The sequence below is a fragment of the Pseudomonas sp. SJZ131 genome (assembly GCF_007828705.1).
Lineage (GTDB): Bacteria > Pseudomonadota > Gammaproteobacteria > Pseudomonadales > Pseudomonadaceae > Aquipseudomonas > Aquipseudomonas prosekii.
The window spans coordinates 368,483-393,145 of the sequence record NZ_VIVC01000006.1; the positions used below are offsets into that span (position 1 = coordinate 368,483).

Here is a 24,663-nt window from a genome sequence, read left to right on the forward strand (position 1 = left end):
TTCTGGTTTCACTCAGCGCTGCCCGAAAGCAACGCTGTTTAAAATTGGAGCGGGAAACGAGACTCGAACTCGCGACCCCGACCTTGGCAAGGTCGTGCTCTACCAACTGAGCTATTCCCGCATATGGCGTCCCCTAGGGGACTCGAACCCCTGTTACCGCCGTGAAAGGGCGGTGTCCTAGGCCACTAGACGAAGGGGACACACGTACAACATTCACTCCCTACCGCGTTTCGCTGTGTGCTTTACGCTGTAAGTGGCGCGCATTCTATGGATGGATTGAGGGGTCGTCAACCCCTTGATATAAATTTATTTAAATCAATGACTTCGCCCTGCTTCGAGCAGCGAATCCGGGTTTTCCGTCGCTCGGTGTTTGGCGCCTATATTCTGGCGCCCGGCAAGACGTTATAGTCCGCCTGCAACAATGATGGCCATGTGCAACGTGCACGCCGCTGCTTATATAAGCGCGATGACGGCCGATAAACAGTAGAGTCCGGCTGCTCCAACTGGTCGAGCGGCGCTATGCGCCCCCACGCCAAGCCACTACACTCGCACGCGAACCCAATAAAGAGGTCTTACCGGTGACACCACTCATGATCACCCTGCTAGTTGTAGCCGGGATCGCACTATTGATCGCCATTGGCTACATGAACCATGTGGTGGAAAACAATAAGCTGGAAAAGGCCCGTACCAAGGTTGAACTCAACGACCGTCTGCGTCGCTGCGGCGAAATTACCGAGACCTTCCCCGGTCAGTTGATGAACCCTGCGCTCAAGCTGCTGTTGACCCGTCTGGAGCTGAACGTCTGCCAGCGCCTGCAAAATCTGGAAAAAAACAACGCCGCGCTCAAGGCCCGCATCATCGAACTCAACGCTCTGGTCGCCCAAGGCGAATCGCTCCCGGTCAACAATCCGCCGGCACCGATCCAGACTGAAGCGAAAGCCAAAGACGTGCGCTTCCTGCTCGAAGCCCTGCACGGCCAAATCACCCGCGCCGCGCAAGACGGTTTTTTGCCGACCAACGAAGCCAAACGCTGGATCCGCGAAGTCCGCCACATCCTCGTGTTGCTGCACATCGAATTCTTCAACAACCTTGGCCAGCACTCCCTGCAACAGGGCCAACCCGGCCAGGCCCGCCTCGCCTTCGAACGCGGCGTGCAATACCTGCGCAAACAGCAGGAACCGCAGATTTACGCCGAACAACTCGAATACCTGGAAAAACTCCTGGCCCGCGTCAACGCCCAAGTCATGGACCAAAACGCCCCGGCCGAAGACGAAGTCAATCAACTGACTTCAGGCCTGAAAGACGTTGAGGCTGATGCGGACTGGAAGAAGAAAGCGATTTACGACTGATCATCCTTGGTTTTCTGAAACACCTTGACGCCCGGTGCATTGCATCGGGCGTTTTGCGTTTCGGCGCCTGGCGATGCCTGTCACCGATGCAGGGGAATCGGTAAACACGTTTAACAAGATCCGTTTAACGACACGCGCAGAAACGTCCTGAAGGCTACAAAACCTTGTGCCTTTGCCTACGACTAAGACAGAATCCGCCGGCTTGTGCGCCCTGCCCTTGAGCCCTATTGTTTCCCTGCCGCTGCTCATCAGTGGTCGGGTTTAGTCGCCCAGAGGTCTAGTGAACGCATGAGCTCCATCCAGCCAGGTATTTCAATCCTGCACTTGATGGTGGTTGTGCGCAGGGCGCCCTAGGGCGCGCCGGTTTTTGCTATTCCTCCCGGTCGACTAACCTGCGTACAGCCGCCTCCCTTCTTTTAGTCGAGAACGGTTGCTGCCCCAAAACAGGAAAGCAAATATGTTCAAAGTAACGCCCAATCCGCCGCACACCGATCCATTACCCTACGACGCCTGCCTCGACCCCAAAAAACTGCAAGCCGCAGCAGACCGGGCGCTGAGCTTTTACATGGACAGCGGGACACAGAAAACGCAGATATCATCCCGCAAACCGTACGGCATTTTCGTCATCGGCCCCTTGGTCGACGACGAGACATTGCTGGTACAAGCCTGCACCTCGTTTGCCTCGGCCAGCGCCATGGCCAACGACATCGCGAACTCGATAGATGCGCGGCATCGCGATTCGATCGTGGCGCTGCAGCAAGTGATCATGATGGGAGAATTGGCAGTCAATCGGGTACTGGACAACTACCACCCGCCTGGGTGACGGCCGGGCGAAACGGTGAGAGGCATTGCGCCTCTCACTTTCTGGCGAGAAGTTGGTATGTGGGGATATGAGTACATTCGGGAGGGGGTGGTTGAGTTAAGGACGTCTTCGCGAGCAGGCTCGCTCCTACAGTTGGGTTGGGTACATTCTGGGGAGAATGGTTGGCTGGGAGGGCTTCATCGCGAGCAAGCTCGCTCCCACAGGGGACCGGGTGAATCTGGGGTGGGTTGGTTGGCCCGGAGGCCGCGAGACCAAATAATCAGAGCCGAAAATGCCCGACCATGCCCTTCAACTCAACTCCCAACTGCGCCAACTCAACGCTCGAAGCCGCATTCCCGCGCATCGCCAGCGAAGAATGATCCGCACTCGCCCGAATACTCGTGACACTCCGATTAATCTCCTCCGCCACCGAACTCTGCTCCTCCGCCGCCGCCGCAATCTGCTGATTCATCTGCTGAATCAACGACACCGCCGCCGCGATACTCCCCAACGCACTCTCCGTCTGCAACGCATCACTCACCGCCAACTTCACCAACTCACCGCTGCTGCGAATTTGCTGCACCGACGACTGCGCCGCCGAACGCAACGCCGACACCAACCGCTCAATCTCCTCCGTCGACTGCTGAGTACGCTTGGCCAACGCCCGCACCTCATCCGCCACCACCGCAAAACCCCGGCCCTGCTCACCCGCCCGCGCCGCCTCAATCGCAGCATTCAGCGCCAACAGATTAGTCTGCTCGGCAACACTCTTGATCACTCCCAACACCGTGCCGATATTCTGAATCTCGGCGCTCAAACTCTCGATACTCGAACTCGCCGAGGTCGCCGAATCCGCCAACTGCTCGATCCGCGCCATACTCTGGCGCACCACCTGCTGCCCGCTCTCAACCTTGTCATCGGCGGTTTGCGCTGCGGTCGCGGCCTCTTCGGCATTGCGCGCCACGTCATGCACCGTGGCGGTCATCTGATTCATCGCGGTCGCCACCTGCTCGGTTTCTTCCTTCTGGCTGCTGACCTCCAGGTTGGTCTGCTCAGTCACCGCCGACAGCGATTGCGCCGAACTGGCCAACTGCTCGATCCCCGCCTGCAAGCCGCTGACAATACTGCTCAGCCCCGCGCCCATCTGCTGCATCGCCAGCATCAATTGGCCGATCTCATCACGCCGGGTCACCTCCACCGTCGCACTCAAATCCCCCGCCGCAATCTGCTGCGCGACCCGAATAACGCTGCGCAACGGCGCGACGATCAACCGGGTAATCACCCACGCCGCGATCAACCCGACCAACAGCGCCAGCGCCGAAGAAGCAATGATCAACAATGAGTTTTTCTTCAATTCAGCCTGCATCGCCGCATCTTCGGCGACATACGCCTGATCGACCCGCGCGACCACCTGCGCGGCGCGCTGATGCAATTGTTCGTAGACGGTTTTTTCCTGAGCCAAAAGCCCGGTGTACTCGGCCAGTTTCTCGCTGAAACCGGCGATATGCCCGGCCACTTCGTTGAGCACCGTTTGATAACCCTCATCCTTGACCGACGTTTTCAACTGTTCGGCTTGCGCCAGCGCCTGATCGGCCTGCTCGATCTTGCCTTTGCCGGCGCTGTCGTCATCGCCCTTGCGGCTCTGGTCGAGGCGCACTCGGGCCTCGTTCATCGCTTGCAACATCAACTGCGAAACCTGGCTGACCTGGCTGGCCTGCTCGATGAACTGGGCGCCGTCCTTGCCCTCGGATTCCTTCAAGGTATAAGCGCCATCGTCAGCCAGCCCGGCCTGCAACACGTCGAGATTATTGGCCACGCTCGACACCGACCAACTGGCCATTTCCAGAGCGAGGTCCTTGGCCTGGGTCAACGAGACGAACTCGTCGAACGCCTTGCGATAGGCGCCAAGCGACTGCTCGACATCGTTCATGACCGGCACATTGGCCGCCGTTTGCGCTTTCAATTGGTTGGCGAGAGCGACCAACTCATCGACTCCCTGACGCAACGCGTCCGCAGTTTTCGGGTTGTTGTGCAGCGCGTAGTCCTGTTCCAGCAAACGCACTTTGAGCAACTCGCTGTTGAGCGAGGACATCTGCTTGAGCCCATCGAAACGCTGACTGATGGTTTGCAGGGACCATACGCCAATGGCTGCCACCACGGCGGTCAACAAAAGCACCAGGACAAACCCGATGCCCAGTTTTTTCGCCATACCGAGGTTGGCAAAACGTCCTTGCACGGCCGAAATCATTGCGCGTAGTCCCCTGCCATAGTCTGTAGATGGAGATTCGCAACGGGCCTGTGCCAGCACAAGTCTCTGGCGTCGAAATAATGGCAAAAAGCTACGCCCGCGTCGTTTTCAGAACGTTTTAGGTCGATCCCCAGCGCTGGCCTGGAAAAACCTTCGCGCCCGTGGATCACAGGCATACGCCACATTGATCCGCTGCCACGAACTGGCCTCGCCACCCGGGCTGAACGCTGTGGCGGACGACAACAGCACACCAAATCGCCGCGCCAGTGTGCGTAGCTGAGCGTAGTCGCATCGGGTCGGCCGCGCCCAGATGAACAGGCCACCGACCGGCTTGCCGAACACTTCCCACTCGGCATCTTCGAGCAATTGCAGCGCGGCGGCACGGTCCATGCTCAAGCGCTGACGCTGGCGTTGAATCAATTTGCGATAGGCGCCCGTGCTCAGCAGATTGGCCAGCACCGACTCGCAAAACCGTGAGCCGCCCATGCTGCTGACCATTTTGACCTCGGCCAGCTGCGCAATCCGCCCTTCCCCCGCCAGCACAAAACCCACGCGCAACGAACTGCTGAGGGTTTTCGAGAAACTGCCGACGTAAATCACCCGCGCCTCGTCATCCAGCGCCGCGAGGCGTGTGCCGGGCGCGTGGTGCATGTCCGCGTAGACATCGTCCTCGATCACCAGCACGCCGTGCGCCCCGCTCAACTGCAGAATTTTTTGCGCGACCACGGCGGTCAGGCAACTGCCTGTCGGGTTGTGGTGGAAGCTATTGATGAACATCGCGCGCGGGCTGTGCTCGCGGCATAAACGCTCAAGCACTCGAGTATCCGGGCCAGTCGGCGTGCGCGGCACTGCAAGCATGCGCACGCCGTGCAACCTGAGCAAATCGAACAAATGTGCAAAACCCGGACTTTCCACCACCACACAATCGCCGGGTTTGAGCAACGTGCGCACGATCAGGTCGAGCGCCTGGCTGGCCCCGGCGGTGGTCAGGACAGACGATTCAGTGGCGACGATATTCAGCGGTTTCAGGCGTTGGAGAATCTGCTGGCGCAACGACAGCAACCCCAGCGGCGTACTGTAATTGAACAGGCCGGCCATGTCGGTTCGCGTGACCTCGCGGATCGCGTAGCTGAGGTCATCAGTCTCGCGCCAACTCTCGGGCAATCCGCCGCAGCCCAGCAGCAACTCGCCCGACAGGCTGGCGCTGCAAAGGCTGTGCAGGCCTTCGAATCGCGGCAGGTCCAAGGTTTGCGGCGCCACCGCCAGCGACGTTGCGACCTGGAAGCCGCAACCCGGACGCGAGGCCAGAACGCCCTGCACCACCAGCCGTTCACACGCTTCGACGACACTCGATTGACTGAGCAGATTGAGCCGCGCGATCTGTCGCACGGAGGGCAAGCGAGTCTCGGGCGGGACTTCGCTTTGAGCGATCCAGCTCGCCAATCCGTCGACGATTTGCTGTACGACCGGCACCATTGCCTGTCGGTCAATTCTCAATTCCATGAGCACGCAAACTCCTGTCCGTTTTGCTGCGCGCAGTTAATCACAGGAGTGCGGACAGGGCTGTGCGACAACGCCGTCAAAAACAGCGGTTCTAACTATTTGAAACACATTCCTCAATGCCGACCACAATCCCACAGGGGATTCGGGTTGGCAGGTTCAGAACGCGGTAACGCCGCCATCCACCGCCAGCGAATGCCCGGTGGTGAACGCTGCGCCGTCGCTGCACAGGTACAAAACTGCGCTGGCGATTTCCTCGACTTTGCCGATTCGCCCGACCGGGTGCATCGCGTTGGCGAACTCGCCTTTTTTCGGATCGGCCTCGTAGGCGCGGCGGAACATGTCGGTGTCGATAACCGCCGGGCACACCGCGTTGACGCGGATTTTCTTCTTCGCGTATTCAATCGCCGCCGATTTGGTCAGGCCGATCACCGCATGCTTGGAGGCCGCGTAGATGCTCATTTTTGGCGCCGCGCCGAGGCCGGCCACCGACGCAGTGTTGACGATCGCGCCACCGCCCTGCGCCAGCAACAGCGGCAATTGATACTTCATGCACAACCACACGCCTTTGACGTTGACGCCCATGATCGCGTCGAACTCGTCGAGCGTGCCGTCAGCCAGTTTGCCTTTTTCGATCTCGATCCCGGCATTGTTGAAGGCATAGTCGAGACGGCCGTAGGTATTGATCACCTCGTCCATCAGATTTTTTACCTCGCTCTCCACCGTTACGTCGCAGCGCACGAAGGACGCTTCGCCGCCCGCTGTACGAATCAGCGCCACCGTGCCCTCGCCCCCCGCCGTGTCGAAATCGGCAACCACCACTTTCAAGCCCTCGGCAGCGAATGCCTGGGCGGTGGCGCGGCCGATGCCGTTGGCAGCGCCGGTGACTACGACGACCTGGCCGGAAAACGTCATGCTCATTGTTATGTCCTCGAGAAGATGCGGGGGATCGCGTGTTGCGCAGTCTAGCCACAGCGACGCATCGCGCGGCAGCACTATCAGAAGCCCGGTTGAGTGGCCATGCGTTGCAGTGATAAAAGCGCCCGGCCGACTATCACTGCACTGGATCGAAGTGCATTCGCCGCGTCAGCCAACCTTGCGACATCCGCCATGAACAGCTATCAACAAAGCTTCATTCAGCTTGAGTGCCCGTCATGACTACCCAGACCAATCGCCAATTCCTGCTCGCCAAACGCCCGGTCGGCGCGGCGACCCGCGAAACGTTTACCTATCAGGAAGTACCGGTCGGCGAGCCGGCGGCGGGTCAGATCCTGGTCAAAAACGAATACCTGTCACTGGACCCGGCCATGCGTGGCTGGATGAACGAGGGCAAGTCCTACATCCCGCCGGTCGGTATCGGCGAGGTAATGCGCGCGTTGGGCGTAGGCAAAGTCGTCGCGTCGAACAATCCGGGGTTTGCCGTCGGTGACTACGTCAACGGCGCCCTCGGCGTGCAGGATTATTACCTCGGCGAGCCGCGCGGCTTCTACAAGGTCGACCCGAAACTGGCACCGCTGCCGCGCTACTTGTCGGCGCTGGGCATGACCGGCATGACCGCTTATTTCGCGCTGCTCGACGTTGGCGCACCGAAGGCCGGCGACACCGTGGTGCTGTCCGGCGCGGCAGGTGCGGTGGGCAGCATTGCCGGGCAGATCGCCAAAATCAAAGGTTGCCGGGTGATCGGCATCGCCGGCGGCGCAGACAAGTGCAAGTTTTTGATCGATGAGTTGGGCTTCGATGGCGTCATCGATTACAAGAACGAAGACGTCCACGCCGGGCTCAAGCGCGAATGCCCGAAAGGCGTGGACGTGTATTTCGATAACGTCGGCGGCGACATTCTCGACGCGGTGTTGAGCCGTCTGGCGCTGAAAGCGCGGGTGGTGATTTGCGGCGCGATCAGCCAGTACAACAACAAGGAAGCGGTCAAGGGCCCGGCCAACTACCTGTCATTGCTGGTCAATCGCGCGCGCATGGAAGGTTTTGTAGTGATGGACTACGCCGCGCAATTCGCCGCCGCCGGGCAGGAAATGGCCGGCTGGATGGCCAAGGGGCAATTGCAGAGTCGCGAAGATATTGTCGAGGGACTGGAGACATTCCCGGAGACGCTGATGAAACTGTTCAGCGGCGAGAATTTCGGCAAGTTGGTGTTGAAGGTTTAACGGATTTTTTAATACACCACTAAAACCAATGTAGGAGTGAGCCTGCTCGCGATAGCGGTGTATCAGTCAACATTCATGTCGGCTGATACTGCGCAATCGCGAGCAGGCTCACTCCTACAGGTTTAGCGATGTTCAGGCGATTTCGGCGACGACATCGGCCAACGCTTTCGCCGGATCCGCTGCCTGGCTGATCGGGCGACCAATCACCAGGTAATCCGAGCCAGCATCCAGCGCCTGACGCGGGGTCAAAATGCGTCGCTGGTCATCCTGCGCGCTGCCCGCCGGACGAATCCCCGGCGTCACCAATTGCAGCGACGGATGTGCCGATTTCAACGCCTGCGCTTCCAGCGCCGAACACACCAGACCGTCCATCCCGGCTTTTTCCGCCAACGCGGCGAGGCGCAAGACTTGCTCCTGCGGCTCGATGTCCAGACCAATCCCCGCCAGATCTTCACGTTCCATGCTGGTCAGCACGGTCACGCCAATCAACAGCGGCTTGGGGCCGGTGCGCTGGTCGAGCACTTCGCGGCACGCGGCCATCATGCGCAGGCCGCCGGAGCAATGCACGTTGACCATCCACACGCCCATTTCCGCCGCTGCTTTCACCGCCATCGCGGTGGTGTTCGGGATGTCGTGGAATTTGAGGTCGAGAAAAACTTCGAAACCCTTGTCGCGCAGGGTGCCGACGATTTCTGCGGCGCAACTGGTGAACAGTTCCTTGCCGACTTTGACCCGGCACAGTTTCGGGTCCAACTGGTCGGCCAGCTTCAGTGCGGCGTCACGGGTGGGGAAATCCAGGGCGACGATGATAGGAGTCTGGCAGACGGACATGTGCGGGCTCTCAGGCAGGACGAAATCGGCGCGCATTGTAGCGGAACCAGCGCCACTGCGGGACCCGATGATCGGTAATTCGTCCCGCAGACTCTGCCAAGCCTAGCCGCTGCGCCAATTGTGTCGAGGCCGATACATTCACGACACGCCCACAACAACTGCCGGCGCTACCCTCGTCCACCGCAACATGTCCTTACAGCACTTCCCGCCTCCGGGCCGGACGCCTATGCTGAAGCCACAACCTCGCAGCCCACTTTGTGGTTGGCAGCCTCTCTGGCAGATGAACCCACGCATGCACAACACCCCTGTTCCTGTGAACGACGATCAAAAGACGCCCGGCGACGACAAGCGCTGGAGCATTCGCGCCTTGATCGTCGACGATGACATCCCGATCCGCGAACTGATGATCGACTACTTGGCGCGCTTCAATATCCACGCCAGCGGCGTCACCGACGGCGCGGCCATGCGCCTGGCGCTGCAAGCGGAACATTTCGATGTGGTGGTGCTGGACCTGATGCTGCCCGGCGAAGACGGTTTGTCGTTGTGCCGCTGGTTGCGCGCCGAATCGGATATTCCGATCCTGATGCTCACCGCGCGTTGCGAACCCACCGACCGGATCATCGGCCTGGAACTGGGCGCCGACGATTACATGGCCAAGCCGTTCGAGCCGCGTGAGTTGGTCGCGCGGATTCAGACGATTCTGCGGCGGGTGCGCGACGATCGCACCGAGCAGCGTGCGAATATTCGCTTCGACAATTGGCGCCTGAACAGTGTGCTGCGCCAGTTGATCGCCGCTGATGGTTTGGTGGTGCCGCTGTCCAACGCCGAATTCCGCCTGTTGTGGGTATTTATCGAACGTCCGCGGCGCGTGCTCAGTCGCGAACAATTGCTCGATGCCGCGCGCGGGCGGTCGATTGAAGCGTTCGATCGCAGCATTGATCTGCTGGTGTCGCGGTTGCGGCAGAAACTCGGCGATGACCCGAAAAATCCGCAGTTGATCAAAACCGTTCGCGGTGAGGGTTACCTGTTCGACGCTCGAGACATCGGCTAATGCGGGCGCGCTTCGATACGCTGTTCGGCCGCCTGTTTGGTGTGCTGCTGATCGCGATTATCCTCGCGCACGTGTTGGCGTTTTTCTGGTTTCACCATTACGGCCCGCCGCCACCGCCGCCACCGCCGGGTTTCTCCGACCAGCAGCGGCCGCCACGCCCGTGGTTTGGCGGACCGCTGGTGCCGCTGACCTTTCAGTTTGTCTCGCTGATCATCGCCGCGTGGTACGGCGCCAAACTGCTCAGTCGGCCGATCCAGCGCCTCAGCGATGCCGCCGAGCGTTTGAGCGAAAACCTCGACAGCCCGCCGCTCGACGAGTCCGGCCCACGGGAAGCGCGGCAGGCGGCTCACACGTTCAACAAGATGCAGCGGCGAATCATCGAACAAGTGCAGCAGCGTTCGCGGATGCTCGGCGCGGTGTCCCACGACTTGCGCACGCCGTTGTCGCGGTTGAAGCTGCGGCTGGAGCAAATCGACGACAGCAAACTGCAAGGCCAGATGCGCCAGGATCTGGACGACATGATCGGCATGCTCGACGCAACCCTGACCTATTTGCACGAGCAACGCACCAGCGAAGCAAGGCAGTGGATGGACGTGCAGGCGCTGGTCGAATCACTCAGTGAAAACGCTCAGGATCAGGGCGCCGATGTGCAGGCCAGCGGGCATTGCGTGCCGTTGCAAGTGCAGCCGATGGCGCTGCGTTCGTGCATCAATAACCTGATGGACAACGCGCTGCGCTATGCCGGGCAGGCGCTGATTACGCTGGAGGACAGCCGCGAACATCTGGTGATCCGGGTGATCGATCACGGTCCGGGGATTGCTGCGGATAAACGCGAAGCGGTGTTCGAACCGTTCTTTCGCCTGGAAGGTTCGCGCAACCGTAATTCCGGCGGGGTTGGATTGGGCATGACCATCGCCCGGGAAGCGGCGGAACGCCTGGGCGGGCAGCTCAGCCTGGAAGAAACTCCGGGCGGCGGCCTGACCGCCGTGATCAACCTGCCGCGCAATTGAATCCCGGTTAGAAATAAATCTTTCCTGTTCAACACAAATCAATTGTAGGAGTGAGCCTGCTCGCGATGAGGGCCTATAAGCCGACATGAAGATTGGCTGATACACCGCCATCGCGAGCAGGCTCACTCCTACAGGGGGATTTAGGGTGGCCGCAAGCCCGCCACAAATCAGCGCCGATCTTCTATCCGCGCATGGCTCTTGCTCCAGTCCGTCAGCAAGCTGTACGCCACCGCCAATAACGTCGGGCCGATAAACAGACCGATAAACCCGAACGCGATCAGCCCGCCAAACACCCCGAGCAATACGATCACCAGCGGCAGATTGCCGCCACGGCTGATCAGGTATGGCTTCAGCACGTTGTCGACGCCGCTGATGATGAACGTGCCCCAGATGCCGAGGAACACCGCCATCCCATACTCGCCTTTCCACGCCAGCCAAGCTGTCGCCGGAATCCAGATCAGCGGCGGGCCCATCGGGATCAGGCTCAACATGAACGTGACGATCCCCAGCACCAGCGCGCCCGGAACGCCAGCAATCAGGAAACCGATCAACGCCAGCACCGCTTGCGCCGCCGCAGTACCGATCACGCCGTTGACCACCCGTTGCACGGTGCCGGCGACCAGTTCGATGTAGTAACCGGCGCGATCACCGATCAACCGCTCGAGTAAACCATGGACAAACGCGGCCAGACGCGGGCCGTCGCGGTAGAAGAAGAACACGAAAACGATGCTCAAGGTCAGCTCAAGAATGCCGCCACCGATCTGCGCGCTGCGCGCCAGCAACCAGTTACCAACCTGTCCCAGATAAGGTTTGACGGTGACCATCAGCGCCGCGCCCTGCTCGTCGATGCTGTTCCACAAACCCACCAGCCGTTCGCCAATCAGGGGAATGCTGCCAAGCCAGGTCGGCGCTTCGGGCAGGCCGTCGACCTGCACATCCTTGATGAACGCCGTGGCGTCGCGCACATGATCCGCCAGATTGAACCCCAGCCACACCAGCGGCACCGCCACCAGCAACATCCAGCCGAGGGTCAGCAAAGCCGCCGCCAGCGATTCGCGGCCATTCAGCCAACGGGTCAGCAAACGCATCAGCGGCCAACTGGCAAACGCCAGCACCGCGCCCCAGAACAATGCCGACCAGAACGGCGCCATCACCCAGAGGCTCGCGCCAAACAGCACCAGGAGCAGAATCTGCACCAACAGCCGATCGTTATTGATCATTCAAGTCTCGAAAAAAGTCAGTAGAGCCAAGGTCACTGAAACAAAGAGTAGGCGAACGCGTCGGGCGCGCTCGCCGGGTGCAGCTTAGCGCAACAGTTCGAAGTGCAGGCCAGAGCCTTCGACATTGCCAGTTTCCATGCGCGCCGCGCGCACACCCTGGCTGATCAGCGATTGTCGCCAGGCTTCAGCGTTGGCCCCGGAAACACTGACCCGCAGCGTCGTGTCGAGGTTCAGTCCACGGGAAATCAGGCGCAGCCAGGTGGCGTCAGGTTCAGCGTCGAGTTTGGGGAAATCCAGCTTGCCGGTGCTCTTGAGCTGGCGCAGCAGGGTCGCGGAGGTCGGCAGCAGGTCGCCCAGCGGGGCGGCGGCGGCAAATTGCTCGACGTGCAGATAGGCTTTGCGATTGCCGCGAGTGATGCTGTAAAGCGCCACCAGCGAGTCATCGTTGGGCGCCGCCAGCCGCAGCAGCAAGTACGCCTGCTGCTCGTCGGCGCCGTACAGTTTGGAGTTGCCGAAGACTTCATTGGCCCACAGGCTGCTTTCGCCGCAATCGCGGGCCTGGCACCAGAACAGCAACTCGGCGCCCTGCTTTTGCAAGGCTTCGCGCGCTGCGGTGAAGGCTTCGGTGGAGGAATGCTCGGCGGGCAGTTCGTAGGTCACCGAGGTGGTCTGGCCACGGGCGCTGACCTGGCCGTCGAAACGCAATTGGCCGCTGATCTTGCGGATCGAGCCCAGCGGATAGATCCGCTCAAGCTCGACCGGCGCGCGATAGTCGACGATTTGCGCGTCGGCCAGGCGCGGCACAATCGGCAAGTCCTGGCTGCCCGCTATGTCCGCCGCCAACAGCAACGGACTGAAACAACTGAGGGCCAGCAGACTGAGTGTACGCATGGGCCTGCTCATCGGATTGGCACGCCCTGTTCCTTTTGGTCGAAACTCAGTGCCTGCATCGTGCAGGACAAGCGGAGTTTCTCGAACACGATAGAGACCTTGTGGCCTTCCGGGGTCGCAGCGGTGTAGAGATCTATCATGGTTGTCTCCCATTTCAACCCGCCCAGCCTCGACAGTTGCCCGGCGCAAGTCAAGGAACGGCGAAGAACCGATTGAAACAGTCTGCGACAAGGCCGGCACCGAGTTCGTCATTCAAGTGCAAATGATGGCCGCCCGGCAGCTGTTCCCGGGCAAAGGGTAGACGCTCCAGCAACTCGGGGTGTTTGGCGAGCATGCCGTCAGCTGCGACGACTAATTGCGTAGGACAAGTGATACGCGCGACGAAGGCCATTGCCTGTTCTTCTGTCAGACGCAACGGCGATGGCAACGTCAGGCGACTGTCGGTGCGCCATGTGTAGCCGCCCGGCACCGGCATCAAACCGCGTTGCGCCAACAACTCCGCGGCCTCGCGACTCACCGCCACCAGGCCTTTCATCCGCGCTTCGATGGCGCGGTCGAGGGTGTTGTAGACCGGTTTGCGTTTTTCCCGCAGGTCGAGTTGCGCTTGCAGGGCCATGCCCATGCGTTCCGCCGCATTTTCGCCTTTGTCTGTAGGAGGAATCACGCCATCGATCAACGCCAGATGCGTGACGCGTTCCGGCATTGAGCCGGCAATGATCAACGCAGCAATCGCGCCCATTGAATGGCCGATCAACGCAAAACGCTTCAGCCCTAATTGCTCGGCGACTTGCAGCACGTCGTGCGCGTAATCCCACATCGCGTAACCAGCGCCCGTCGGGCGGTGTCCGGAATGCCCGTGGCCGGCCATGTCCAGCGCGATAATCCGCAAACCGGTGAGCTTCGGCGCCAACCGCGCAAAGCTGTTGGCGTTGTCCAGCCAGCCATGCAGGGCGATCACCGGCAAACCGTCTTCGGGGCCGAACAGGTGCGCGGCCAATTCGATGTGCGGCAGGCTCAGGCGGACTTCTTCGACGACGCTGCTCATGCGCAATCCTGCTGGCGGCGACCTTCCCAGCGGCTGAACAGGTTTTTCAGCAGCGTGGCGGTGTCTTGCGGGCGTTCGAGGGGAAACATGTGGCCGCCGGGCATGCTCAGGGATTCGCCCAACGGCATGCGCCCGACGGAGCTGGCGTGATGGCGCATGACCACGCGGCTTTTGTGCCCGCGCACCACCGCCAATGGCACTTTCAATTGCCGGGCGCGGCCGGGGCTGGTGTGCGGCACGCCACGGTAAATGCTGATTTCGGTGGCCGGGTCGAAGCGCAGCCGCAGCTTGTCGCCGACCTTGTGCAAACCGTGCTGCAGGTAGGCGTCGAAGCATTCCGGGTCGAAGCCGCGAAACAGGGTTTTGCCGGCGAAGTAACTGCGCGCGCTTTCGAGGTCGGCGAATTCTTCGCGACGACCCAAGGTACGCCCGGCGGGGGTCAATTTGTCGATGAAGCCAAACCGCTTGGCAGCGCGGATTACCCATTGATCGGCGCGGGTCAGCACTGGCGAATCAAGCATGACCACGCCGCGATAGAGTTCGGGGCACCGCAGCGCGGCGTGCAAATGCAGGACGCCACCGAAGGAATGACCGACACCCCAGACCGGCTCAGGCTGTTGGTTGAGGTGATGGATCAACTCGTCCACCAGGTTGTGCCAGTTGTCATCCGCCGGGAAACGCGGGTCGTGGGCGTGCTGCTCCAGATGCGTCACCTGGTACTCCGGCGCCAACGCCGCGAACAACTTGCCGTAGGTCCCCGACGGGAAGCCATTGGCGTGGGCGAAAAAGATCTGCTGCGGCATACCGGTCAATCCATGGGCGAGAAACGTGAGGGTGATTGTCCGCAACGGCATGAGCGGCGGCAATGACTGTAACTGACAGGAATGATGACAGTCCGGCCATGGCTATGGGGGGTGTCAGTTAAATCCACCCCTCACCCCAGCCCTCTCCCCAAGGGGAGAGGGGGAAAGGGAGCCGATCGAGGACTTTTCAGAACCGGCGTTCGACTCGGACTTTCAGGTCGATGTACTTCGACTAAACAACCCGGTCGGCCCCCTCTCACCTCTCACCTCTCACCTCTCCCCTCTCCCCTCTAGGGAGAGGGTTGGGATGAGGGGTGGTTTCATCTGAAGAAACTCAACCTCAACGCGTCGGAGGATTCTCACCCAACGGCACAACCGCCATGGTCAGGCGCGACACGCAACTGGCTTTGCCTTCGTCGCTGCTCAGGCGAATGTCCCAGACGTGCGTGGTGCGGCCGATGTGAATGGCTTTGGCCACCGCCGTCACCCGGCCGCTGCGCAAACCGCGCAGATGGTTGGCGTTGACCTCAAGGCCCACGCAATAGAATTTGCTGGCATCGATGCACAGGTAACTGGCCATCGACCCGACGGTTTCGGCCAGCACCACCGAGGCGCCGCCGTGCAGCAGGCCGAACGGCTGATGGGTGCGATGGTCGACGACCATGCTGGCGGTCAGGGATTCGTCGTCGAAGGCGTCGAAGCGAATATCCAGCACTTCGCCGATGGTGTTTTTCTGGAATGTGTTCAGTTGTTCAAGGTTGGGAGCGGTACGCCAGAGACTCATCGCAGGTTCCTTTTACAGGTATAGGTATTGTTGGTCGCTCAATCCTGCCACAGCACCACTTCATTTCGCTCGCTCCATTCTTCGAAGCGCGACCCATACGCGGCCTCGATAACGTTGCGCTTGATCTTCAGCGTCGGCGTCAGAAAGCCGTTTTCCACTGCCCAGCTGTCCTTGACCACCACCAATTGGCGCAAGCGCTCATGTTTGTCGAGCGCGCCGTTGACCTCTTCGAGGAGGTTTTCCAGGCTGCTTTGCAACCCCGCCCGCGCGGCGCCCGTCGCGTCTTGCTGGCCGACCGCCGAGAGCACGCACAAACCCAGCGGCGCACTCAAGCCATCGCCGACCACGCACACTTGTTCAATCCGCGAATGCACCGCCAGCCGATTCTCGATCGGCGCCGGGGCGACGTATTTGCCTTTGCTGGTCTTGAAGATTTCCTTGAGGCGCCCGGTCAGGCGCAAGTTGCCCTGAGCGTCCTGCTCGCCTTTGTCGCCGGTGCGCAGAAAGCCGTCGGCAGTGATGGTGTCGGCGGTTTTCTGCGGTTCCTTGAAATAGCCGAGCATGGTCGCGCCGCTGCGCACCAGCACCTCGCCGGTCTCGTCGATCCGCACTTCGACGTCCGGACATGGCCGGCCGATCCAGCCCGGTTTGTTGTCGCCGGGCCGCCCGATGTGCGAGTAACCGCAACTTTCGGTCATGCCATATACCTCGAGCACGTCGAGCCCCAATTTGCGGTACCACAGCAGCAGGGTTTGTGGCACCGGCGCGGCACCCGACAAAGCAATGCGCAACGCGTCGAGGCCGAGCCCGGCGAGCACTTTGTGCCCGACTCGCCTGCCAATGAACGGCAGGCTGAGCAGCCAATCGAGGCGTTTCGCCGGGATCTTGCTGTACACGCCCATCTGGAATTTGGTCCAGATGCGCGGCACGCCGAACAACGCGGTCGGTCGCGCGCGCTGCAAATCGGTGAGGAAAGTGTCGAGGCTCTCGGCGAAGAACACGGTTTGCCCGGTATAAATCGACGCCAGTTCGACGAACATGCGCTCGGCCACGTGGCACAGCGGCAAGTACGACAGCAGCCGATCCGACTCGTTGAGCCCGAACAATTGCGTGCCGCGCGTGGTGGCGAAACCGAGATTGCCGAAGGTGTGCATCACGCCTTTGGGCAGGCCGGTGGTGCCCGAGGTGTAGATGATCGTCGCCAATTGATCGGCGGCCGGCGTCGGGTTGTCCTGGATCGGCGAGCTGTTTTGCAGGTCGGCCCAACTGAAGGTAAACGTGCCGGGCGGATGCAGTGGCAGGCTGATGGTCGGCAAATCAGCACTGACGCCGCGCGACATGCCGGGCCAGTCATCGAGTTTGCCGATAAAGGCCAGCGCTGCTTCGGAATGCTCCAGCACCTGAGCCACGGATTCGGCGGTGAGGTTGGGATACAGCGGCACCGACACATGGCCGGCCATCCAGATCGCCAAGTCGGCGACGATCCAGTGCGCGCAGTTTTTCGAGATCAGGGCAATGTGGCTGCCTGGTGGCAATTGCCGCGCGCGCAACCAGTGCGCGGCGCAGCGAGCCTGATGACCGACGTCGGCCCAGGTGAGGGTTTCGACGCGACCGCCGCCGCTGGGCTGAACCAGAAATCGCTGCTCGGGATGACGGGCTTCACGCTCGTAGAACACGTCCAGCGGCAAACGGAAAGCAGCAGACATGCGACTCGCTCCTGTTTTTTTGGTCTGGAGCAAGCGTAGTCAACCAAGCAAGTGCTTGGTTGCTTATTTGATACAAATTTTTGCGATGACCCGTGGAATGGTAGGAGCGCGGTTGTTGGCGATGAGGGCGCATCATTCGGCAAATTTATTGCCTGAGACGCCGCTTTCGCGGGCAAGCCTCGCTCCTACGAGGGCCACAGGGTATCAGGGGTGTTTCAGCGACATGAGTTTCATCGCGCCGGCCAGTGGCAGGTCGCCTTCGAGTTCAGCCAGGCCTGCGGTTTTCACCGCTTCCGGGTCTTGCACGTGGCCGTGCTGGAGAAACCCGAGCAAGTTGCCGACCAGCGGGTTATGGCTGACCAGCAAGGCGTTATCCACCGACACCAACTGCTCGGCCACCGCTTGCGGGCGGTTGTCCGGGGTCAGCCATTCGACGGTGCGAATCTCCGGCAGGAAACCCAAGGCATCGCGCACCAGCTCGGCGGTCTGCTGCGCGCGCAAATAAGGGCTGGCATAAATGGCGGTGATCGGATGGCCGATCAAATCGGCGGCGGTACGCAGCACTTCTTCGCGACCGTGATCGGTCAAGGCGCGCTCGGAGTCCGGACGTGAGCCGTGTGGCTCGGCTTCACCGTGGCGCAATACCCAGATTTTCATAGCTTCGGCTCCTCATCTCGCGCCGGATGTGGCGCAGGCGCGACCGCGTGCGGCGCTTCACCTTCGGGTGCGCGCGGGGTTGGCCAATCGGCGAACGGCCAGGGTTTCTGATCAGTGTGGAAAGTGCCGAAACGACCGATCTGCGCGAGGAACTGGCTGAGGCTGTCGCCAAAATTCATCAGGCTGCCGCTCGGCGCGCTATAGATCAAACGGTAGATCAGTTGCACCAGCACCACGGCGCCGAGGATAAATTGCGCCACTTGCCAGACCAGCAAGTAGACGATCATCCACAACACCCGCAGGAGGATGGATTCGTACTTGGCTTCGGTTTTCGGATCGTTCATATCTCGTCCCTGCTCCATTGGCAAAACGTGTTCAGTTGAAACCGCTGGTGGAAATGAAGTCGACGTCGGTTTTCGGCTCGCCCCGCATCAATAGACCGATCACCTGATCAAGCGTGCGACCTTCGAACAGAATGGCGTGCAGCCCGGCGACCAGCGGCATGTACACCCCGGCTTCCTGCGATTTGGCTTTGAGCACTTTCAGCGTGTTGACCCCTTCGGCCACTTCGCCGAGGCGCGTCACTGCATCTTCCAGGCTCAAGCCTTGGCCGAGGGCAAAGCCAACCTGATAGTTGCGGCTTTTCGGCGATGAGCAAGTGACGATCAAGTCGCCAACGCCCGCCAGACCCAGGAAGGTCATCGGGTTGGCGCCCTGGTTCACCGCGAAACGGGTCATTTCCGCCAGTGCGCGGGTGATCAGCATGCTCTTGGTGTTTTCGCCCATGCCCAGCGCCACCGCCATGCCGGCAATGATCGCGTAGACGTTTTTCAGCGCGCCGCCCAGCTCCACGCCGAAACGATCGGCGCTGGCGTACACGCGAAAAGTGCGCCCGTGCAACGCTTCCTGAACGCGCTGGCACAACTCTTCGTCTTCGCTGGCGACCACCGTGGCGGTCAACGCATGCTCGGCGATTTCACGGGCCAGGTTCGGCCCGGACAAGACGCCGATGCGTGCTTGCGGCGCGATTTCTTCGAGGATCTCGCTCATCAATTTGAAGGTCTGGGCTTCGATGCCTTTGGTCAGGCTGACCAGCAATTTGCCGCTCAAGCGTTCGGCGTGCGGGACCAACACGGCGCGCAACGCGCTGGACGGCAGCGCGACGAAGCACAAATCACACGCCTGCAACGTCGCTTGCAAGTCGGTGACGGCTTCGACGCCGGGCAGAATCTTGATGCCTTTGAGGTAACGCGGGTTTTCGCGATTGACCCGAATGGCCTCGGCTTGCTCGGGATCACGCATCCACTGCAAAACCTGATGGCCATTCTCGGCCAGTAAATTAGCCACGGCGGTACCAAAACTTCCGCCTCCCAGGACCGCAATCGGGCGCTGTTCAGTCATATGCAATCCGTTAATCCATACCAGTGGCGATGCCGGCATTATACGGAGCGGCCCAGTGGCGGCCAGCCCCTGCGACAATTACCGGCAGTTGTAGGAAGAAGACCAATAAAACCGAGGAAAATGCCCAGATCGTGACTGGAAAACTCGACGACCTCGGTTAACATGCGCGCCACTTAATCGCTACCAAGGCTGTGTCGTGTTTTTCGGTCCTCCTGCACCTCGCTCGTCATTGCTGCTGGCGCTGATCTTCAGCCCGGTTTTGCTCGCCGACGACCTGTTTCTCGACAGCGAAGCGCTGCCGCAAGTGCTCACCGCCACGCGGCTCAAGCAGTCGCCAGCGGCCGTGCCGGGAAGCATGACGGTGATCGACAGCCAACTGATCGACGCCAGCGGTGCCCGCGACATCAGCGAGTTGCTGCGGCTGGTGCCGGGGATGATGGTCGGCAACATCAACGGCAATCAGCCGGCGGTGAACTACCACGGCACCAACGCCAGCGAAGCGCGGCGCATGCAGGTGTTGATCGATGGCCGCTCGGTGTACCGCGCGGGCCTGGCGACGGTGGACTGGAGCGATATTCCGGTGGCCATGGAAGACATCGAGCGCATCGAAGTGTTTCGCGGCCCGAACACCGTCAGCTACGGCGCCAACGCGCTGATGGCGGTGGTCAACATCATCACGCGCAACCCGGCGGACAGCCACGGCACACGCCTGAAAATCACCCGAGGCCAGCGCGGCATCAATGATTTCTACGCCAGCCAAGGCACCGGTTGGGATGGCGGCGATATGCGCCTGTCGCTTTCCGGCCAGCAGGACGACGGCTTTGACAGCGACCGCAATGGCGCCGACTACCGCGACAGTCGACGCCTCGACCGCTTCAATCTTGCAGTCAGCCAGGCGCTCAACGACAGCCAGAGCATCGACGTGCAGTTGAATGCCAAGGACGGCGCCAACCAGCGACCTTACACCTACCGGCCAGTGTTCTCGGGGATTACCGCTGCGGGTAACAATTCCGACGTGATTGCCAAGGATTACGCCGGCTCGCTGCGCTGGAACCTCGACATCAATCCCGATCACAGCCTGTACGTTCAGGGCTCGGCGCAACACTGGGACCGTCAGCAGACCTGGCGCGCCTGTGATGCCGAAGTGTCGTTCAGTCCTGAGCTGAGCGACTTGTGGCAGATCAACCCGAACTACACCGAACGTCTCGCGCGCAACATGCTGATGTTCACCGGCCCCGGCGCACCGGCCGGCACCGCCACCGAGCAGGCGCTGGCCAATCAAGTGCTCGACCAATGGAAAAACGGCGCCCGCCGAACCCTCTGCGGCGACATCGACCAGAGCACCCGCGAGTCGCGTTACGACCTCGAATTGCAGGACACCTTGAGCCTGTCCGATAGTCTGCGACTGGTCAGCGGCATGAACTATCGTTACGACCGGGCAGATTCCGAGACCTACTTCAATGGCACGCTCGACGACACCACGTGGCGCACGTTCGGCCAACTCGAGTGGCGCGCCAGCGAACACTGGCTGCTGCAGGGCGGCGCGATGTTTGAAGACACGCAATTGACCGGCAGCTCGCTGACCCCACGGGTTGCGGTGAATTACCTGATCAACCCGCGCCACGGCGTGCGCGCGGTGTATTCGGAAGCAATCCGCTCGCCGAACATGTTCGAAAACAACGTGAACTGGAGCTATCAGGTGACCAACCTGCGGCCCAGCGCCTACGGCCAGTCCAGCGCTCGCTACTTCGTCAAGACCCGCGGCCCCGGCGACCTCGACAAGGAACGCATGCGCTCGCGGGAACTGGGCTACAACGGCTTCTTCGCCGAGCTGGGGTTGGCAATCGATGTGAAGCTGTTCTACGACGAAATCACCGGGATGATCAGCGAGCCGTTGCGCAACAACCAATACATCGCCAGCAACGCCAACACCTCGCGATTCTCCGGCGCCGAAACGCAACTCGACTGGCGCCTCGGCAGTGCCGACCGCCTGCGCCTGACCTACGCCTACGTCGATGCCAAGGCGAGCAACCCGCTGGACCAACAGCAAACCGCGCGCAACAGCGGTTCTGCCGGTTGGTTGCGCGATTGGGGCCACGGCTGGAACAGCGCGCTCTTCTACTATGGTGACGACGCGCTGAACGGCTACCGCTTCGAACGGATCGACGCGCGCCTGGCCAAACGTATCGGCCTGGGCAAGGCCAACGTGGAACTGGCCGGCGTGCTGCAGCAGCGCCTCGACAATCAGCCGACGACCTTCGCCGACAACCATTACGACGAGCGCCGAGTGCTTTATTTCAGCGCGGAGCTGGCGTTCTAAATGCGGGTTCAGTCACGGAAGACGCCAACCTTTGGCCAACTGCTCGGCGTGCTGTGCGTGGTCGTCAGTGGTCTGTTTGCCAGCCTGTCGGCGAGTGCCGTGGAAATTCTGCTGACCGGCGCTGAGGAAAGCCCCGGCGTGCAATCTTTCGTCCAGGCCCTGAGCGCCTTGCGCCCCAGTGACAACGTGCGTTTTCAAGCACTCGACAGCCTGCCGGCGCCGGGCAACTTGCCCAGCGGCACACGCTTGATTCTGCTCGACCCGCCGAGCCTCGACTGGCGTCTGCAGGAAAGTCAGGGCCCGGCCACGCTGGTGCTGCGCATCAGCCGCCTGCAAGCGCGGCAACGCTTGAGCAATCTGCAGCCCAGTCACTTGAGTCTGCTATGGAGCGATCCGCCGCTGGAACGGCAATTGCGCCTGACCCGGATGATCCTGCCGCAAGCGCGCCGGGTCGGCGTTTTGTATGACCGCCACAGCGAATTCCTCCTCAAGGAACTGCGCCACGCCGCCCTGCCGCTGGGCCTGGAGATCGTCGCCGAACGCTGGGACGACACCAGCGACAGCCGCCCTTTGCAGGACCTGCTGAAAAACAGCGACGTATTGCTCGGCCTCGACGACCCCGATGTGTACAACCCGAAAACCGCGAAAAACCTGCTGCTCAGCAGCTACGCGCGGCAAATGGCGCTGATCGGGCCCAACGCCGCTTTCGTCAAGGCTGGCAGCCTCGCCAGCAGCTACAGCGACCAGAATGACTGGCTGGCGATTCTCGACGATCTGCTCGACCGCCCGACCGCCAGTTGGCCACGCACGCTCTACCCCCGGCACTTCAAAGTGTTAAGCAATGCGCAAGTGGCTCGTTCATTAGGTATTGAACAGATGAATGAAGCGTCTGTCGCAACCCAGTTGGCCGAAGGAGAACGCCACCCATGACCTTCCGACGCCGTTGGGACATCAACACCCGCACCCAGATCATCAGCCTCGGCCCTGCCCTTTTGCTGACCTTGCTGCTGATCAGTTTCTTCACGTTTGTGCGCATTCAGGACCTGCGCCAGGAACTCAATCACACCGGGCAACTGATCGCCAACCAACTGGCGCCGGCCACCGAATACGGGGTGATTTCCGGCAACAACGATGTGCTCGAAAGCCTGCTTAAAGCCACGCTCGCCACGCCCAATGTGCGCTTCCTCGAAGTGCAGGACAGCGCCGACCGTATTCTGGTGTACGTCGAGCAACCGTCGGAATCGCACAACCGTTCGCAGCAGGTCGAGGTGTTTCAGGCGCCGGTACGCCTGCAACGGATTGCGCTGAACAACGACTTCTTCGAGAACACCCGCACCTCGGTCAGTGCGCCGAGCGAGGACTATCTGGGCCGGGTGATCGTCGGTCTGTCCAACGATGCCTTCAGCCAGCGCCAGCAAGAGATTCTGTTCAAAGCAGCGATTCTGGCGTTGTTTGCCTTGCTCTTCACTTTCCTGCTGGCGCGACGCTTGGCCGGCAGTCTGTCGCAACCGATCCGCGACATCGGCAACGCAGTCAAGGCGATCCAGCAAGGCGACTACAGCACGCCGCTGCCGATCGTCGATGACACCGAGTTGGGCGCCCTGTCGCAACACATCAACAACCTCGCCGACGGCCTCGAACAGGCCAGCCGCGAACAGCAGCAAGCCATGTCGCAGTTGATCCAGACGCGTGAAGAAGCGGAGAAAGCCAACAATGCGAAATCCGACTTCCTGGCGATGATGAGCCACGAATTGCGCACGCCCATGAACGGCGTGCTGGGCATGTTGCAGTTGCTTGAAACCACCGACATGACCGAGGAGCAAGTCGAATACGCGGCGCTGGCCTCGGAGTCGACCGAGCATTTGCTGAAAGTGATCAACGATATTCTCGACTTCTCGCGCATCGAGCGCTCGGAGCTGGAACTGGAGCACATCCCGTTCAACCTCGCGGACCTGATCGGCAGTTGCGCGCAGGCGTTCCAGCACAGCGCGGCGCAACGCAAACTGGAATTGGACCTGACCATCCCCGCAGACCTGCGCGCGTTGCAGGTACAGGGCGATCCGACGCGGATCCGGCAGATTCTGGTCAACCTGGTCGGCAATGCGCTGAAGTTTACCGAGCACGGTCGCGTGTCCATCGAGGCGCAATGGCAATCGCTGGATCACGAATTGTTGTGGTTCACCTGCACCGTGCGCGACAGCGGCATCGGTATTCCGGCGGCGAGCCTGGAGTTGATGTTCAACGCTTTCCAGCAGGCCGACAGTTCGATTTCCAGACGTTACGGCGGCACCGGGCTGGGCTTGCCGATTGCCCGCACGCTGGCCGAACGCATGGGCGGCACGTTGCGCGCGCAGAGCAAGGAAGGCCGCGGTTCGGTGTTTACCCTGGAAATACCGCTGGCTCTTTATAAGCAGGCATTGCCGCCGTTGCCGAGCCCGCGCGCACCGTCGGGCAATGGTCATGGCGAGGGCCGCAATGTGCTGCTGGTCGAGGACAACCCGGTGAACCAGACGGTTATCGAAGCGATGTTGCGCAGTCTCGGTTTCACCGTCAGCGTCGCCACTGACGGCGAGCAAGCGGTGCGCAGTGCCGAGAGTCTGATTTTCGAAGCGATCCTGATGGAGTGTCGACTGCCGATTATCGATGGCTACGAAGCAACCCGGCAGATTCGCCAGTTGCCCGGCTGCCTCGACGTGCCGATCATCGCGCTCACCGCCAACGCCTTGCAGGGTGACCGCGAAACTTGTTTGGCGGCGGGTATGAACGATTACCTGGCGAAGCCGTTCAAACGCACTGATCTGCAGCAAATTCTGCAGCGTTGGGTGCTGTAGTGCTGTCCTTTTGGCTATCTGCGACTGGCGTGAAAGGCGAAAGTGCGGCAGTCTT

21 protein-coding genes, 2 tRNA genes and 2 pseudogenes are annotated in these 24,663 nt (G+C 61.0%); 8 read left to right on the top strand and 17 right to left on the bottom strand.

The features are described from left to right. Positions 1 to 45 precede the first annotated feature (45 nt). A tRNA-Gly gene (locus tag FBY12_RS24965) sits at positions 46 to 121 on the bottom strand. 3 nt (positions 122 to 124) lie between these two features. Further along, a tRNA-Glu gene (locus FBY12_RS24970) sits at positions 125 to 200 on the bottom strand. Between the two features lie 390 nt (positions 201 to 590). Here FBY12_RS24970 and FBY12_RS24975 point away from each other — a divergent pair. Beyond that, complete coding sequence (locus tag FBY12_RS24975) at positions 591 to 1,349, top strand: hypothetical protein (protein ID WP_178111809.1); 759 nt, start codon at positions 591 to 593, stop codon at positions 1,347 to 1,349. A 457-nt stretch (positions 1,350 to 1,806) separates the two neighbouring features. After that, positions 1,807 to 2,172 carry a DUF6124 family protein gene (locus tag FBY12_RS24980; RefSeq protein WP_121731911.1) on the top strand — a complete coding sequence of 122 codons (366 nt, stop codon included), beginning with the start codon at positions 1,807 to 1,809 and terminating at the stop codon, positions 2,170 to 2,172. A 259-nt stretch (positions 2,173 to 2,431) separates the two neighbouring features. Here the strand turns inward: FBY12_RS24980 and FBY12_RS28250 are convergent, their stop codons facing one another. The 4 genes and pseudogenes from FBY12_RS28250 to FBY12_RS24995 all read right to left on the bottom strand — a co-directional run bounded on the left by FBY12_RS28250 (position 2,432) and on the right by FBY12_RS24995 (position 6,820). Beyond that, positions 2,432 to 3,313: a methyl-accepting chemotaxis protein gene (locus tag FBY12_RS28250; RefSeq protein ID WP_371927557.1), complete on the bottom strand. Its 882-nt coding sequence runs from the start codon at positions 3,311 to 3,313 to the stop codon at positions 2,432 to 2,434. After that, positions 3,293 to 4,399, bottom strand: a pseudogene (locus tag FBY12_RS28255) (HAMP domain-containing protein); the annotation flags it as partial. The pseudogene FBY12_RS28255 and the gene FBY12_RS28250, both read right to left, overlap by 21 nt. A 108-nt stretch (positions 4,400 to 4,507) precedes the next feature. Then, positions 4,508 to 5,902 (bottom strand): PLP-dependent aminotransferase family protein, encoded by a 1,395-nt coding sequence (locus tag FBY12_RS24990; RefSeq protein ID WP_145256870.1) that lies wholly within the window; start codon positions 5,900 to 5,902, stop codon positions 4,508 to 4,510. Between the two features lie 156 nt (positions 5,903 to 6,058). Then, positions 6,059 to 6,820: an SDR family oxidoreductase gene (locus FBY12_RS24995; protein ID WP_092279198.1), complete on the bottom strand. Its 762-nt coding sequence runs from the start codon at positions 6,818 to 6,820 to the stop codon at positions 6,059 to 6,061. Between the two features lie 233 nt (positions 6,821 to 7,053). Between FBY12_RS24995 and FBY12_RS25000 the strand changes: the two genes are divergently transcribed. Next, positions 7,054 to 8,058 carry an NADP-dependent oxidoreductase gene (locus tag FBY12_RS25000; RefSeq protein WP_145256873.1) on the top strand — a complete coding sequence of 335 codons (1,005 nt, stop codon included), beginning with the start codon at positions 7,054 to 7,056 and terminating at the stop codon, positions 8,056 to 8,058. 132 nt (positions 8,059 to 8,190) lie between these two features. Here the strand turns inward: FBY12_RS25000 and pyrF are convergent, their stop codons facing one another. Then, entirely contained in the window at positions 8,191 to 8,889 is a 699-nt protein-coding gene (gene pyrF / locus FBY12_RS25005) for an orotidine-5'-phosphate decarboxylase (RefSeq protein WP_167370440.1), read from the bottom strand. Positions 8,890 to 9,181: 292 nt separating this feature from the next. On the opposite strand from pyrF, the gene FBY12_RS25010 reads away from it, so the two are divergent. Together FBY12_RS25010 and FBY12_RS25015 are read left to right on the top strand one after the other, a co-directional pair. Next, positions 9,182 to 9,940 carry a response regulator gene (locus FBY12_RS25010; protein WP_145256877.1) on the top strand — a complete coding sequence of 253 codons (759 nt, stop codon included), beginning with the start codon at positions 9,182 to 9,184 and terminating at the stop codon, positions 9,938 to 9,940. Further along, positions 9,940 to 10,950 (top strand): HAMP domain-containing sensor histidine kinase, encoded by a 1,011-nt coding sequence (locus FBY12_RS25015; protein WP_092279190.1) that lies wholly within the window; start codon positions 9,940 to 9,942, stop codon positions 10,948 to 10,950. Before FBY12_RS25010 ends, FBY12_RS25015 begins: the two co-directional genes overlap by 1 nt. A 167-nt stretch (positions 10,951 to 11,117) precedes the next feature. Here FBY12_RS25015 and FBY12_RS25020 read toward each other — a convergent pair whose 3' ends face one another. The 10 genes and pseudogenes from FBY12_RS25020 to FBY12_RS25065 all read right to left on the bottom strand — a co-directional run bounded on the left by FBY12_RS25020 (position 11,118) and on the right by FBY12_RS25065 (position 19,457). Further along, on the bottom strand, positions 11,118 to 12,170 hold the full coding sequence (locus FBY12_RS25020) for an AI-2E family transporter (RefSeq protein ID WP_121731906.1): 1,053 nt from the start codon (positions 12,168 to 12,170) through the stop codon (positions 11,118 to 11,120). 84 nt (positions 12,171 to 12,254) lie between these two features. Further along, positions 12,255 to 13,061, bottom strand: coding sequence for a DUF4892 domain-containing protein (locus tag FBY12_RS25025; protein ID WP_145256878.1), 807 nt, complete (start codon positions 13,059 to 13,061; stop codon positions 12,255 to 12,257). A gap of 17 nt (positions 13,062 to 13,078) precedes the next feature. Then, a pseudogene (locus tag FBY12_RS25030) lies at positions 13,079 to 13,201 on the bottom strand (glutathione S-transferase); the annotation flags it as partial. Positions 13,202 to 13,251: 50 nt separating this feature from the next. Further along, positions 13,252 to 14,106: an alpha/beta hydrolase gene (locus FBY12_RS25035; RefSeq protein WP_092279184.1), complete on the bottom strand. Its 855-nt coding sequence runs from the start codon at positions 14,104 to 14,106 to the stop codon at positions 13,252 to 13,254. After that, complete coding sequence (locus FBY12_RS25040; protein WP_145256881.1) at positions 14,103 to 14,909, bottom strand: alpha/beta fold hydrolase; 807 nt, start codon at positions 14,907 to 14,909, stop codon at positions 14,103 to 14,105. Before FBY12_RS25040 ends, FBY12_RS25035 begins: the two co-directional genes overlap by 4 nt. A gap of 340 nt (positions 14,910 to 15,249) precedes the next feature. Then, a complete protein-coding gene (locus FBY12_RS25045; RefSeq protein WP_145256884.1) occupies positions 15,250 to 15,693 on the bottom strand; it encodes a hotdog fold thioesterase in 444 nt (147 codons plus the stop codon). Positions 15,694 to 15,731: 38 nt separating this feature from the next. Then, complete coding sequence (locus tag FBY12_RS25050; protein WP_145256887.1) at positions 15,732 to 17,399, bottom strand: AMP-binding protein; 1,668 nt, start codon at positions 17,397 to 17,399, stop codon at positions 15,732 to 15,734. Positions 17,400 to 17,603: 204 nt separating this feature from the next. Next, a complete protein-coding gene (gene sixA, locus FBY12_RS25055; protein ID WP_145256890.1) occupies positions 17,604 to 18,056 on the bottom strand; it encodes a phosphohistidine phosphatase SixA in 453 nt (150 codons plus the stop codon). Then, complete coding sequence (locus FBY12_RS25060; protein WP_092279174.1) at positions 18,053 to 18,400, bottom strand: DUF4389 domain-containing protein; 348 nt, start codon at positions 18,398 to 18,400, stop codon at positions 18,053 to 18,055. Before FBY12_RS25060 ends, sixA begins: the two co-directional genes overlap by 4 nt. 31 nt (positions 18,401 to 18,431) lie before the next feature. Then, positions 18,432 to 19,457: an NAD(P)H-dependent glycerol-3-phosphate dehydrogenase gene (locus tag FBY12_RS25065; RefSeq protein ID WP_092279172.1), complete on the bottom strand. Its 1,026-nt coding sequence runs from the start codon at positions 19,455 to 19,457 to the stop codon at positions 18,432 to 18,434. 196 nt (positions 19,458 to 19,653) lie between these two features. Here FBY12_RS25065 and FBY12_RS25070 point away from each other — a divergent pair, with 196 nt between their 5' ends. Genes FBY12_RS25070 through FBY12_RS25080 form a run of 3 tightly spaced genes read left to right on the top strand, consistent with a single transcriptional unit; the run spans position 19,654 to position 24,608 of the window. After that, positions 19,654 to 21,777: a TonB-dependent siderophore receptor gene (locus FBY12_RS25070; protein WP_145256894.1), complete on the top strand. Its 2,124-nt coding sequence runs from the start codon at positions 19,654 to 19,656 to the stop codon at positions 21,775 to 21,777. Continuing rightward, positions 21,778 to 22,707: an ABC transporter substrate-binding protein gene (locus tag FBY12_RS25075; RefSeq protein WP_145256897.1), complete on the top strand. Its 930-nt coding sequence runs from the start codon at positions 21,778 to 21,780 to the stop codon at positions 22,705 to 22,707. Then, on the top strand, positions 22,704 to 24,608 hold the full coding sequence (locus tag FBY12_RS25080; protein ID WP_145256900.1) for an ATP-binding protein: 1,905 nt from the start codon (positions 22,704 to 22,706) through the stop codon (positions 24,606 to 24,608). Before FBY12_RS25075 ends, FBY12_RS25080 begins: the two co-directional genes overlap by 4 nt. Positions 24,609 to 24,663: the final 55 nt, after the last annotated feature.

What these genes read in the sequence shown, in the direction of transcription:
- FBY12_RS24975 (WP_178111809.1), top strand. Translation starts at nt 591, where the DNA reads ATGATCACCCTGCTAGTTGTAGCCGGGATCGCACTATTGATCGCCATT.
- FBY12_RS24980 (WP_121731911.1), top strand. Translation starts at nt 1,807, where the DNA reads ATGTTCAAAGTAACGCCCAATCCGCCGCACACCGATCCATTACCCTAC.
- FBY12_RS28250 (WP_371927557.1), bottom strand. Translation starts at nt 3,313, where the DNA reads ATGCTGGCGATGCAGCAGATGGGCGCGGGGCTGAGCAGTATTGTCAGC.
- FBY12_RS24990 (WP_145256870.1), bottom strand. Translation starts at nt 5,902, where the DNA reads ATGGAATTGAGAATTGACCGACAGGCAATGGTGCCGGTCGTACAGCAA.
- FBY12_RS24995 (WP_092279198.1), bottom strand. Translation starts at nt 6,820, where the DNA reads ATGAGCATGACGTTTTCCGGCCAGGTCGTCGTAGTCACCGGCGCTGCC.
- FBY12_RS25000 (WP_145256873.1), top strand. Translation starts at nt 7,054, where the DNA reads ATGACTACCCAGACCAATCGCCAATTCCTGCTCGCCAAACGCCCGGTC.
- pyrF (WP_167370440.1), bottom strand. Translation starts at nt 8,889, where the DNA reads ATGTCCGTCTGCCAGACTCCTATCATCGTCGCCCTGGATTTCCCCACC.
- FBY12_RS25010 (WP_145256877.1), top strand. Translation starts at nt 9,182, where the DNA reads ATGCACAACACCCCTGTTCCTGTGAACGACGATCAAAAGACGCCCGGC.
- FBY12_RS25015 (WP_092279190.1), top strand. Translation starts at nt 9,940, where the DNA reads ATGCGGGCGCGCTTCGATACGCTGTTCGGCCGCCTGTTTGGTGTGCTG.
- FBY12_RS25020 (WP_121731906.1), bottom strand. Translation starts at nt 12,170, where the DNA reads ATGATCAATAACGATCGGCTGTTGGTGCAGATTCTGCTCCTGGTGCTG.
- FBY12_RS25025 (WP_145256878.1), bottom strand. Translation starts at nt 13,061, where the DNA reads ATGCGTACACTCAGTCTGCTGGCCCTCAGTTGTTTCAGTCCGTTGCTG.
- FBY12_RS25035 (WP_092279184.1), bottom strand. Translation starts at nt 14,106, where the DNA reads ATGAGCAGCGTCGTCGAAGAAGTCCGCCTGAGCCTGCCGCACATCGAA.
- FBY12_RS25040 (WP_145256881.1), bottom strand. Translation starts at nt 14,909, where the DNA reads ATGCCGCAGCAGATCTTTTTCGCCCACGCCAATGGCTTCCCGTCGGGG.
- FBY12_RS25045 (WP_145256884.1), bottom strand. Translation starts at nt 15,693, where the DNA reads ATGAGTCTCTGGCGTACCGCTCCCAACCTTGAACAACTGAACACATTC.
- FBY12_RS25050 (WP_145256887.1), bottom strand. Translation starts at nt 17,399, where the DNA reads ATGTCTGCTGCTTTCCGTTTGCCGCTGGACGTGTTCTACGAGCGTGAA.
- sixA (WP_145256890.1), bottom strand. Translation starts at nt 18,056, where the DNA reads ATGAAAATCTGGGTATTGCGCCACGGTGAAGCCGAGCCACACGGCTCA.
- FBY12_RS25060 (WP_092279174.1), bottom strand. Translation starts at nt 18,400, where the DNA reads ATGAACGATCCGAAAACCGAAGCCAAGTACGAATCCATCCTCCTGCGG.
- FBY12_RS25065 (WP_092279172.1), bottom strand. Translation starts at nt 19,457, where the DNA reads ATGACTGAACAGCGCCCGATTGCGGTCCTGGGAGGCGGAAGTTTTGGT.
- FBY12_RS25075 (WP_145256897.1), top strand. Translation starts at nt 21,778, where the DNA reads ATGCGGGTTCAGTCACGGAAGACGCCAACCTTTGGCCAACTGCTCGGC.
- FBY12_RS25080 (WP_145256900.1), top strand. Translation starts at nt 22,704, where the DNA reads ATGACCTTCCGACGCCGTTGGGACATCAACACCCGCACCCAGATCATC.